Genomic DNA, 11,724 nt, shown 5'->3' with positions numbered 1-11,724 from the left:
TACGGTTTTAGCGCACCCCATCTTTAAAGAAGGCTTAAGAAATATCACCGCAGGCGCAAATCCGGTCGAGGTAAAACGCGGTATGGATAAAGAGGCCGCAGCCATAATCGCCGAGCTAAAAAGCTTATCTCGCAAGGTAACCGATAAAAAAGAGATCGCGCAAGTGGCGACTATCTCGGCAAACTCAGACTCTGCTATCGGCGGACTGATTGCTGACGCGATGGAAAAAGTCGGTAAAGACGGCGTCATCACCGTAGAGGAAGCAAAATCCATCCACGACGAGCTAAACGTGGTAGAGGGTATGCAGTTTGACCGTGGATATCTAAGCCCATACTTCATCACAAACGCCGAAAAGATGCAGGTCGAGCTAAGCAATCCGTTTATCTTGCTATTTGATAAGAAGATTACAAATTTAAAAGACTTGTTGCCTGTGCTTGAGCAGATCCAAAAAACGGGCAAGCCGCTACTAATCATCGCTGAAGATATCGAGGGTGAGGCGCTTGCGACGCTAGTAGTAAACAAGCTTCGCGGTGTACTAAATATCTCTGCGGTTAAGGCTCCTGGCTTTGGCGATCGCAGAAAAGCTATGCTTGAGGATATCGCGATATTAACCGGCGGCGAAGTAGTGAGCGAAGAGCTAGGCAGAACGCTAGAAAGCGCGACCCTAAGCGATCTAGGTCAAGCTTCAAGCGTCATCATCGACAAAGATAATACTACTATCGTAAACGGCGCAGGCGAGAAATCGGCAATCGACGCTAGAATCATCCAAATAAAAGCTCAAATCGCAGAAACCACAAGCGACTATGACAAAGAAAAACTCCAAGAGCGCCTAGCTAAGCTAAGCGGCGGCGTAGCGGTCATCAAGGTTGGCGCTGCTACCGAGACAGAGATGAAGGAGAAAAAAGACCGCGTGGACGACGCTCTAAGCGCAACTAAAGCGGCCGTAGAAGAGGGTATAGTAATCGGCGGCGGCGCTGCGTTTATTAAAGCAAGCGCGAAAGTGGATCTAAAACTAAGCGGCGACGAAGCTATAGGCGCTGATATCGTAAGACGCGCGCTAACCGCTCCGCTTCGCCAAATCGCTGAAAACGCGGGCTTTGATGCGGGCGTAGTAGCAAACTCTGTAAGCGTTAGCAAAGACGACAACTATGGTTTTAACGCAGCTACGGGCGAGTATGTGGATATGTTTAAAGCCGGTATCATCGACCCGGTCAAGGTCGAGCGCGTGGCTCTTCAAAATGCGGTCAGCGTGGCGAGCCTGCTCCTAACTACGGAAGCTACCATAAGCGAGCTAAAAGAGGACAAGCCAATGCCTGCGATGCCTGATATGAGCGGAATGGGTGGCATGGGCGGAATGATGTAATACGCCTTTATCTGCGGAGAGCTTCGGCTTTCCGCAGGTTTTTCTTTTATTTCTTGCTATCTAACTAAGCTCATACAATAAAACTACTTGAGACTAATTTGTATTTAATTGAAAATTTTATAAAATATCAAAATTTTTTTAGTAAAACAATTTAGGTCTTAGCTATAGAAGAATATTTTTACTTCTGAAAATTTAATTGTAGGATTGGTTATTCTTTGGATACTATGAAAAAAATACTTATCGTTTTTGGCACTCGTCCGGAAGCCATCAAGATGGCTCCTTTGATAAAAGAGTTTAAAAAATGTCAGAAATTTGATGTCAAAGTCTGCGTTACTGCTCAGCACAGACAAATGCTCGACCAGGTGCTTGAGCTGTTTGAAATAGCGCCTGATTATGATTTGGATATCATGCAGGCGGGGCAGGATCTATATGATTTGACGTCTAGGATTTTGCTAAAAATGCGAGATGTTTTGGATGAATTTAAGCCCGATATCGTCTTTGTTCACGGAGATACTACGACTGCTGGCATTACGTCTTTAGCTGCCTTTTATAAGCAGATTAGAGTAGCTCACGTGGAGGCAGGGCTTAGGACTGGAGATATCTATTCGCCGTTTCCCGAGGAGATAAATAGGCAAATAGTCGGCATCATCGCAAACTATCACTTTGCTCCTACAAATTTTTCAAAAGAAAATCTCATAAAAGAAAATAAGCACCTAGAAAATATCTTGGTAACAGGAAATACTGTCATCGATGCCCTGTTTTTACTACTCAAAACTATCGAGCAAAACGTAAATTTAAAAGATAAAATTTTGGATTCTCTTAAGTCAAAATTTGATTTAGATTTTAGTAGAAAAATCATACTTGTAACCGGACACAGGAGAGAAAATTTTGGCGCAGGCTTTATAAATATCTGTGAGGCCTTAAAATGTTTAGCCGCTAAAAATCCGGACATTGATATAGTTTATCCCGTGCACCTTAATCCAAATGTGCAAGAGCCTGTAAAAAATATTTTGTCAAATATAAAAAATGTCCATCTTATTTCGCCGCTTGAGTACGATGAGTTCGTATATTTGATGAGTAAATCATATTTTATTATCACCGATAGCGGTGGCATACAAGAGGAAGCGCCTAGTCTAGGCAAGCCCGTGCTTGTAATGAGAAATACTACCGAAAGGCCTGAAGCTATCGAGTCTGGATCAGTTAGACTTGTTGGTGTTGATAGGGAAAATATAGTATCGCAAGCTCAAATTTTGCTTGATAATGGTAGAATTTACCAAGAAATGTCTCAGGCACGAAGTCCGTATGGGGATGGAGATGCCTGCGCTAAAATAGTAGAATTTGTAAAAAATTTAAGATCGGAGCGATAATGAGGCAAAAAGTTTGCGTGATCGGGCTTGGGTATATAGGCCTGCCAACGGCCGCGCTTTTGGCAAGTAAAGGCTACAAAGTGCACGGAGTGGATGTTGTGCAGAGTACTGTAGACACGATAAATCAAGGCAAGATCCATATCGTTGAACCAGAGCTTGACGTTTTTGTAAAAGGCGCTATAAATAGCGGAAATTTAATAGCGGACACAAAGCCTGATTTTGCTGATATTTTCATTATAGCCGTTCCGACTCCGTTTCGCGACGGCTTTGTGCCAAATTTGGACTATGTCTCAAGCGCTACGGCATCAATAGCGCCGTACGTAAAAGATGAAAATATAGTAATTTTAGAATCCACGTCTCCTGTGGGCACGACGGAGATGGTGGAAAAAATCCTCAAAGAAAACGGCGTAGATACGAGTAAAATTTATATAGCTCACTGTCCGGAAAGAGTTTTGCCGGGCAAGATAATGAAAGAGCTTGTGCAAAATGATAGGATTGTTGGCGGCCTTAGCAAGGAGGCAGCGGAGAAAACGGCGGAGTTTTATAAAACATTTGTCGAGGGTGAAATTTTAAAAACTGACGCAAAGACTGCAGAGATGGCAAAGCTCACGGAAAATTCTTTCCGCGACGTAAATATAGCATTTGCAAACGAGCTCAGCATTTTATGCGACAAATTTGACATTAACGTCTGGGAGCTCATACGGCTAGCAAATCGCCATCCGCGAGTTAATATTTTAAATCCAGGCGCTGGCGTGGGAGGACACTGTATAGCCGTCGATCCATGGTTTATCGTCCATGCGGGCGGCAATGACGCAAAGCTTATAAAAACAGCTAGGCAAGTAAATACACACAAAAGCGAATGGGCTATAGAAAAGATAAAAAATGCCGCTTTGAAATTTGAATTAAAAAATAGTAGAAAGCCAAAAGTAGCATGCATGGGGCTTGCTTTTAAACCCGACATCGACGATTTGCGGGAGTCGCCTGCGCTAAATATAACTAAGCGCCTAATCGCAGACGACGTCGATGTGATCGCCGTAGAGCCCAATATCAAGGCTCACAAGGATTTTGAGATAGCGGATTGCAAAAAGGCTATTGAAATTTCAGATGTTATTGTATTTTTGGTCGGACATAAAGAATTTAAAGGGCTAAAAATAGAAAAAGAGGTTTTGGATTTTTGCGGAGTTTTTAAGCAATGAGCATTTTAAATTTAATAGGGCGCACAAACGAGCTTTTCTATGCCGATATTAAAAAATTTGAAAATGAATTGTAAAAAAAAGTTTCAAATTCTGCCTTTCTAGTTATAGGCGGAGCAGGCAGTATCGGTCAAGCCGTAACAAAAGAAATATTTAAAAGAAATCCTAGAAAACTTCACGTTGTTGATATTTCTGAAAATAACATGGTTGAATTGGTTAGAGATATTAGGAGTAGTTTTGGGTATATAGACGGTGATTTTAAAACATTTGCTCTTGATATCGGAAGCGATGAATACGACGCTTTTATAAAATCTGATGGAAAATATGATTACATATTAAATTTATCAGCCTTAAAACACGTAAGAAGCGAAAAAGACCCATTTACTCTTATGCGTATGTGCGAAACAAATATTTTTAATACCGATAAGACGTTAATGCAGGCAATAGAAAACGGTACGAAAAAGTATTTTTGCGTAAGTACGGACAAGGCTGCAAATCCGGTAAATATGATGGGCGCAAGTAAGAGAATCATGGAGATGTTTGTGATGAGAAAATCAAAACAAATCGATGTCTCTATGGCAAGATTTGCCAATGTAGCCTTTAGTGACGGATCGCTACTTCATGGGTTTAATAAAAGGATTGAAAAAGGTCAGCCTATTGTGGCGCCAAATGACGTGAAAAGATATTTCGTAACACCGCAAGAAAGTGGAGAGCTTTGTCTAATGTCTTGTATATTTGGGGAAAATAGAGATATTTTCTTTCCGAAGTTAAGCGAGAATTTGCATCTCATAACTTTTTCAGAGATAGCCATTAAATATTTGGGAAATTTAGGATATGAGTCGTACTTGTGCAAGGACGAAGACGAGGCAAGAGAGCTGGCCAAGACCTTACCTAAAATAGGTAAGTATCCATGCTTATTTACTGCTAGCGATACGACCGGCGAGAAGGATTTTGAAGAGTTTTTTACCAATAAAGAAATTTTAGATATGGATAAATTTGAAAGTATCGGCATCATAAAAAACGACCCGTTATACGACGAAGATCTTTTAAATAATTTCGAAGCAACTATTAAAAAGTATAAACAGAATTTATATTGGACAAAAGATGATATAGTAAGAGAATTTTTTAAGCTAATCCCTGACTTTGGATACAAAGATACTGGTAAATACCTAGATGGAAAGATGTAGTATGCAAGATATAATAGATTTTATAAGAAAAACATTTAATGCCAACAAATTTATACCGCTTCACGAGCCTAGATTTATAGGCAACGAAAAGAAATATTTAAATGACTGCATAGACTCTACTTTTGTATCAAGCGTAGGGCGGTATGTGGATAGATTTGAGAAGGATTTTGCAAAAATAGTCGGTAGCAAATATGCCGTAGCTACCGTAAACGGCACTGCCGCACTTCACGTATCCTTGATCTTGGCGGGCGCAAAAAAAGACGATGAGGTTATAACTCAGCCGATTACGTTTGTAGCGACTTGCAATGCAATATCATATATAGGCGCAAAGCCTGTGTTTGTGGATGTGGATTTGGATACTATGGGGCTTAGTCCGCAAGCTTTGAAAAATTTTCTAGAGGGAAATTGCGAAATCATAGACAGTAAGTGCATAAATAAGACTACGGGCAGACAGGTTAAAGCTTGTGTTCCGATGCACACTTTCGGCCATCCTTGCAAAATAGATGAAATAAAAGAAATTTGCGATGCGTGGCATATAGTATTAGTAGAGGATGCGGCAGAGAGTCTTGGCAGTTATTACAAGGGTAAACATACTGGAACTTTTGGAAAAGTTGGAGCTTTTTCTTTTAATGGTAACAAAATAGTTACGAGCGGAGGCGGCGGAGCAATAGTAACCGATGATGAAAATTTAGCAAAAAGAGCAAAGCACATTACCACCACCGCCAAAATACCTCATGCTTACGAATACGTGCATGATGAAGCGGCATATAACTATCGTCTTCCAAATTTGAACGCCGCTTTGCTTGTAGCTCAGCTTGAGCAGCTCGATAAATTTTTAATATCAAAAAGAGATTTGGCTGACAAATATAAAGAATTCTTTGCGAATAGAAATATAAAATTTGTAGAAGAGCTAAAAAATGCAAAATCAAATTACTGGTTGCAAACTATTATTTTTGATGACGTTAGGCAAAGGGATGAGTTTTTGGAATTTTCAAATAAAAGCGGCGTGATGACAAGGCCGATTTGGCGGTTGATGAACGAGCTTGATATGTATAGAAATTGTCAGAAGACAAATTTGGAAAATGCAAAATTTTTAGAGCAAAGAGTCGTTAATATACCTAGTTCGGTGATATTATGAAAGAAAAGATAATTCTAATCGGCGGCGGCGGACACTGTAAAAGTGTGATAGACGTGGTGGAGCAAGAAAACAAATACGAGATAATAGGCATTATTGACACAAAAGAAAATATCGGTAAAAAAGTTTTAGACTATCAAATTATCGGCTGTGATGATGATTTGAGCGAAGTTTTTAAAATTTGCAAAAATGCAGTTGTCTCTGTGGGGCATATAAAATCAAACGCCTTGAGAGTAAGTCTTTTTGAGAAAGCAAAAAAAATAGGTTTTAATATGCCTGCCATTATATCTCCTTTGGCTTATGTATCAATATATTCTAAGATAGGAGAAGGAAGCGTGGTTTTTCATCATGCGCTTGTAAATTCAAATGCTGAGGTGGGAAAAAATTGCATAATTAATACGAAAGCACTAATAGAACATGACAGTATTGTGGGCGATAATTGCCATATTTCAACCGCAAGCGTGATAAACGGCGGAGTAGTGGTAAAAGAAAATACGTTCTTTGGAAGTAATGCAATAAGTAAAGAAAATATCGAAATAGGTGAAAATTGTATAATAGGAGGAGGTGTTAGTGTGATGAAAAGCCTGTCGAGTAACATGATAGTAAAAAGATTTATACAGCAATAATTCAGTAATAAAATTATATATGATTTTATTTGGAAGTGATGCAGCTTTTATCTATTTGTTAAATGTGATGAGAATTTGATGAGACACATAGTATACATATATATTGCAACTAGCGTGATTGTTTGTCAAATAGATCATTAAATTTGTAGCAATATTTGGTCTGCTTATAATAAAAAGTATTGAAACTGGAGAGGTTATATTGAAAGTCCAGCCATTAAATTTGCAAAATAGAATATTGAGAGGAGAGGCTAAGTGTCTATTTTTTTAAATTCAATCCCAATTGAAGAGATTAAAATCGGTATGAAAGCTAGCTATTCTCAAACTATTACAGATGCCGACATCAAAGCGTTTGCAGGTATTAGCGGAGATAGAAATCCGGTGCATTTAAATGAAAACTACGCTAGACAGTCGAGATTTAAAAATAGAATAGCGCACGGCATGTTTACTGCTTCTTTTTTTTCGGCTATTTTTGGCACCAAAATTCCTGGGGAGGGGTGTGTATATACTCACCAATCGTTAAATTTTAAAAAACCAGTATATATAAATGATACAGTTGTTGCTAGTATTGAAGTTGTAAACATAGACTTAAATAGCAGAAGAGTAAAATTTAAAACAGTATGTATGGTTAATGGCAGTATAGTTACTGATGGTGAAGCTGAAATTTATATTCCTATGACGTTTAGAAAAATTTTAATAAACGATAAAAATGAACTTTTAAAATTTAAGGAGCAAATTTTTGCACTTTTTAAAAGCAGTTTTGATAGGGAGATGGATGAGGGGCTTTGGAGTTGGGCGTATATAGATAATCCTAATGGCAATCCCATTGTTTCTTTGTATTTTGATAAAGAAAGGTTGATTGGGCATTATGCTGTTATTCCAACTGCTTTTAAATATAAAAATGAACAAATTAAAGCCATGTTGTCTATGACAACTATGGTTGATGTTTCTTATAGAAAGTATAGTGTTTTTATAGATCAATCCAGTGAAGTATATACTAGGGCGCGTGAGCTTGGCTATAAACTGGTTTATGGTTTCCCAAATAAGAAATCTGCCCCCGGATTTAAAAAGAGGCTAGGGTGGGTACTTGATGAAAATCTATGTATAGCGAATTTGGATTATGGGCAGCTTATGAATTTAAATCACAAAAAAGACAACTTTGCTTATTTCGATATAGATGATAAGAAAAATTTGGAATGGCGATTATCTAAACCATTGCAAAATTATTTTTATAATGGCAAGAATATACTTAAAAAATTTAATGATGAATATGATGTGGTATTTGCTGATGGTGATTTTGTGCAGTTGGATAAAGGCAAAAGATATAATATCCTAATAGATACTAAAATTTGTTTACCAGCAAACCGCAGGAACGAATATTGTTTTGGGCATAAAATCTTGGACGATTCTTTAAGCAATATAGTATTCAAAAAAGATCTTTTAATGTCGGATGTATTTTAATGAATAATAAAGTCTTAATTGTGGCTGTCCATCCAGATGATGAAACATTGGGTTGCGGTGGAACATTGCTTAAACACAAGGCCAATGGTGATGAGTTATATTGGCTTATTTGTACGAATCTTGATAAAACCCATAATTATTATGAGACAAGACAAGAAGAAATAAAAATCGTTGGGCAGCTTTATGGTTTTGAAGTGATTTATAATCTTGATTTAAAAACCATGAGAGTCGATGAGTACTCCATGAGTGAACTAATTTATAAAATATCAAGCATCATTTGCAATGTTAAACCTAGCGTAATATATCTTCCATTTAAAAATGACGTGCATAGCGATCATAGGAAAATATTTGAAGCGGCCTATAGTTGTACAAAGTCTTTCAGGTATCCATTTATTAAAAAAATATATATGATGGAGACTTTAAGTGAAACTGAATTTGCCCCAAGCACCAAGGAAGATGGTTTTATTCCGAATGTATTTGTAGATATTACTAAATACTTTGAAAAAAAAATAGAAATTATGAAAACATTTAAAAGCGAAGTTGCGGAGCACCCTTTTCCAAGAAGTGAAAGAAATTTGAGATCTTTGGCGACTTTAAGAGGGGCTACTGCCGGATGCGAATATGCAGAAAGTTTTATACTCCTAAAAGAGATACAATGACGAGAGTTTTATATAGTACAGTTGTGTATCCTTGTGATGATTTTGATTTATTTATAAAAGATTATTTGACATCTGTATTTAATCAAACAAATCAAGCTTTTGACCTGCTTTTAATTTTAGATAATGTAGAGCCTGAAAAGGTTGAGATGTATCTTTCTAAATATAATACGGGTGGCAAAGATGTGTTTATTCGAAAATTTAACGAGCATACTCCAATAGAGCTAAGAAAAAAACAAATTGATTTAGCATGCGAATTAAATTTTGATATTTTAGTTCTTTCTGATTTTGACGAAAATGTTGCCCTTAATAGAGTTGAAGAGATTATGAAAAATATTAATGGATATGCATTTGCTTTTAATGATTTTTATATTGTGGATCAGAATTTAAAAAAGACTAGCAAAGAAAGTTTTTTTACAACAAGAGATATACCTAAAGAGGTGGTTAGTTATAAAGATATTTTAGAATTTAATTTTGTAGGACTCGGGAGTATGGCTCTTAACCTAAAACAGTTTGATTATAGTAATTTAAAATTTCCAAAAGAAATCAAGGCGCTTGATTGGTATATTGCCACGATGGTTTTATTAAGTGGCTTCAAGGGGGTTGCGCTATATAATACGTATGCAAATTATAGACAACATAAAAATTCATTTGTAGGATTCGATTTTAAACTAAACGAGGAAAAACTATATAAGGGAATAGATGTAAAATTGGCACATTATTATGCCTTAATTGAGTATCATGAAATATTTGCGAATTTATATTACGATATGGTTGAGCTAAAAAGGTATATTCAAAATATCGGAATTAGCGAGTACATTAATTTGATTAATACAAAATTTGATACAAGTAAGTTTTGTTGGTGGGAAAATATTAAAACAAAAAAGGAGTTAGGAATATAATATGATAATAAAAGAACTAAATAGGCCGTATATAATAGCCGAAATAGGATGTAACCATAACGGGGATACTGATGTGGGTATAAAAATGATAAAAGCTGCAAAAGATTGTGGCGCAGATGCTGTAAAATTTCAATATTTTACAAAAGATAATTTATTTACAAATGACTATTTGGATGAATTGGATTCCGGTAGTGTTAAACTAGAAAATGTTGATAAATGGGAAGATAAAGAGCTTGGATTAACCAATATAAGAGATCAAATTAATGCATTTACAAACGACGAAAAGCAATTATTGGTTTTTAAAAATTATTGTGATGAAATAGGTATAGATTTTGGATGTACCCCCGTGGATAACGATGGCGTTAAATTCTTATCAAGTATAAAAAGTGATTTTGTAAAAATATCGTCAATGGATGCAAACAATTTAGAAATAATAGAGGCGTGCATTAATGTAAGTTTGCCAATAATTATTTCTACCGGAATGGCAACACTGCAAGATATAGATAAAATTTATAACCTTTTTATGCAACAAAAGTATACAAATTTTTCAATACTACACTGTGTTTCAATATATCCTCCGAGAGATGAAATTGTAAATTTAAATTTTATAGATACCCTAAAGCAAATATATGATTGCGAAATAGGTTACTCCGATCACTCGCTTGGCTTTTCGCTGCCGATTGCGGCAATAGCAAAAGGTTGCAAAATAATAGAAAAGCACTTTACATTAGATAAGAATATGCCAGGATGGGATCATAGGGTTTCGGCAGACGAAAATGATTTAAGGATTATTTGCAGGGAAGGAAATAAAGTATTTAGATCTCTGGGAAGTAAGTATAAAATCTTATCAGAAGACGAAAAAGAAAAAAGAAAAAAATTTAGAAGAAGCATGGTTGCCAGGTATGATTTAAAAAGAGGGCATGTGTTGACAAAAGAGGATTTTGTCTATAAGAGACCCGGAACAGGAATATCTCCCGATGAAGTAATATTTTTTATAGGGAAAAAACTTACCAAGGATATAAAAAAGGACAAAACCATATTTGAAAGTGATTTTATATGATAGCCATAGTTCCAGCAAGGGGCGGCTCAAAAGGGTTGCCAGGTAAAAACATCAAAGATTTACTCGGTAAGCCCATGATTGCGTATACTATAGAAGAGGCTTTAAAATCAAAAAATATTAGCGAAGTTATAATTTCTACGGACTCTAGGGAAATAGAAGATGTTGCTATAAAATATGGAGCAAAAAGCTATTTCCTAAGGCCAGAGTATTTATCTGGTGATCATGCAAAGGCTATCGATAATTATATATATACAATCGATAGATTAAACGAATGTTTTGGTTATGATATTAAAAATTTTGTAGTGCTCCAGCCCACATCTCCGTTGAGAACGGTAGAAGATATAGATGGTGCGATTAAACTTTTTGAGGATAAAAATGCAGATAGTGTGATTAGCTATACTGAAGAATACCATCCTGTGGAGTGGCATAAATATATCACAAAGGATGGAAAATTTGAAAATATTTTTAATGAAAATCTTTTAAATCGTCAAGAAATTAGAAAAAGTTATTTTCCAAATGGTGCAGTATTTGTTTTTGACTATGGTTTGATAAAACAAAAAAAATACTATAGTGATAATTCATATGCCTATATAATGCCAAGGAATCGATCTATAGATGTGGACACATTGGAGGATTTTAAGTATATAGAATTTTTATTGCTAGAGGAAAAAGATTATTAATGTATGAAGAGAATCTAAATTATTTTAGGGGATTTTTTGCTACATTGGTAGTTTTTGCGCATACGTACCAAATTTTATTATTACCTTTATTCTATAG

General features: G+C 36.2%; 11 protein-coding genes. All 11 read left to right on the top strand.

What is annotated here, in order from left to right:
- On the top strand, positions 1-1,363 hold a 1,363-nt coding region (groL, locus tag H740_RS07275), incomplete at its 5' end, for a chaperonin GroEL (protein ID WP_002952845.1).
- Positions 1,364-1,587: 224 nt separating this feature from the next.
- The gene (wecB, locus tag H740_RS07270; protein WP_002952843.1) at positions 1,588-2,730 is read left to right on the top strand and encodes a non-hydrolyzing UDP-N-acetylglucosamine 2-epimerase; all 1,143 of its coding nucleotides are present in this window, start codon (positions 1,588-1,590) and stop codon (positions 2,728-2,730) included.
- Positions 2,730-3,926 carry a UDP-N-acetyl-D-mannosamine dehydrogenase gene (gene wecC, locus H740_RS07265; protein ID WP_002952841.1) on the top strand — a complete coding sequence of 399 codons (1,197 nt, stop codon included), beginning with the start codon at positions 2,730-2,732 and terminating at the stop codon, positions 3,924-3,926. Before wecB ends, wecC begins: the two co-directional genes overlap by 1 nt.
- Positions 3,927-4,030: 104 nt before the next feature.
- Positions 4,031-5,110 carry a UDP-N-acetylglucosamine 4,6-dehydratase gene (locus H740_RS07260; RefSeq protein ID WP_269430644.1) on the top strand — a complete coding sequence of 360 codons (1,080 nt, stop codon included), beginning with the start codon at positions 4,031-4,033 and terminating at the stop codon, positions 5,108-5,110.
- A 1-nt stretch (position 5,111) separates the two neighbouring features.
- On the top strand, positions 5,112-6,248 hold the full coding sequence (locus tag H740_RS07255; RefSeq protein ID WP_002952839.1) for a LegC family aminotransferase: 1,137 nt from the start codon (positions 5,112-5,114) through the stop codon (positions 6,246-6,248).
- Positions 6,245-6,871: a NeuD/PglB/VioB family sugar acetyltransferase gene (locus tag H740_RS07250; protein ID WP_002952838.1), complete on the top strand. Its 627-nt coding sequence runs from the start codon at positions 6,245-6,247 to the stop codon at positions 6,869-6,871. The genes H740_RS07255 and H740_RS07250 overlap by 4 nt, the downstream gene beginning before the upstream one ends.
- 252 nt (positions 6,872-7,123) lie before the next feature.
- On the top strand, positions 7,124-8,329 hold the full coding sequence (locus tag H740_RS11535; protein WP_002952837.1) for a GNAT family N-acetyltransferase: 1,206 nt from the start codon (positions 7,124-7,126) through the stop codon (positions 8,327-8,329).
- Positions 8,329-8,988, top strand: coding sequence for a PIG-L deacetylase family protein (locus H740_RS07240; RefSeq protein WP_002952836.1), 660 nt, complete (start codon positions 8,329-8,331; stop codon positions 8,986-8,988). Before H740_RS11535 ends, H740_RS07240 begins: the two co-directional genes overlap by 1 nt.
- Entirely contained in the window at positions 8,985-9,887 is a 903-nt protein-coding gene (locus tag H740_RS07235; protein WP_002952835.1) for a glycosyltransferase family protein, read from the top strand. Before H740_RS07240 ends, H740_RS07235 begins: the two co-directional genes overlap by 4 nt.
- Position 9,888: 1 nt before the next feature.
- A complete protein-coding gene (locus tag H740_RS07230) occupies positions 9,889-10,947 on the top strand; it encodes an N-acetylneuraminate synthase family protein (RefSeq protein ID WP_002952834.1) in 1,059 nt (352 codons plus the stop codon).
- Positions 10,944-11,627, top strand: coding sequence for an acylneuraminate cytidylyltransferase family protein (locus H740_RS07225; protein ID WP_002952832.1), 684 nt, complete (start codon positions 10,944-10,946; stop codon positions 11,625-11,627). Before H740_RS07230 ends, H740_RS07225 begins: the two co-directional genes overlap by 4 nt.
- The last annotated feature ends 97 nt before the right edge of the window (positions 11,628-11,724 follow it).

The organism is Campylobacter showae CC57C, assembly GCF_000344295.2.
GTDB classification, from domain to species: domain Bacteria; phylum Campylobacterota; class Campylobacteria; order Campylobacterales; family Campylobacteraceae; genus Campylobacter_A; species Campylobacter_A showae_B.
This window is presented reverse-complemented; position numbering and strand designations above follow the sequence as displayed.

What these genes read in the sequence shown, in the direction of transcription:
- wecB (WP_002952843.1), top strand. Translation starts at nt 1,588, where the DNA reads ATGAAAAAAATACTTATCGTTTTTGGCACTCGTCCGGAAGCCATCAAG.
- H740_RS07235 (WP_002952835.1), top strand. Translation starts at nt 8,985, where the DNA reads ATGACGAGAGTTTTATATAGTACAGTTGTGTATCCTTGTGATGATTTT.
- H740_RS07225 (WP_002952832.1), top strand. Translation starts at nt 10,944, where the DNA reads ATGATAGCCATAGTTCCAGCAAGGGGCGGCTCAAAAGGGTTGCCAGGT.
- wecC (WP_002952841.1), top strand. Translation starts at nt 2,730, where the DNA reads ATGAGGCAAAAAGTTTGCGTGATCGGGCTTGGGTATATAGGCCTGCCA.
- H740_RS07240 (WP_002952836.1), top strand. Translation starts at nt 8,329, where the DNA reads ATGAATAATAAAGTCTTAATTGTGGCTGTCCATCCAGATGATGAAACA.
- H740_RS07255 (WP_002952839.1), top strand. Translation starts at nt 5,112, where the DNA reads ATGCAAGATATAATAGATTTTATAAGAAAAACATTTAATGCCAACAAA.
- H740_RS07230 (WP_002952834.1), top strand. Translation starts at nt 9,889, where the DNA reads ATGATAATAAAAGAACTAAATAGGCCGTATATAATAGCCGAAATAGGA.
- H740_RS07250 (WP_002952838.1), top strand. Translation starts at nt 6,245, where the DNA reads ATGAAAGAAAAGATAATTCTAATCGGCGGCGGCGGACACTGTAAAAGT.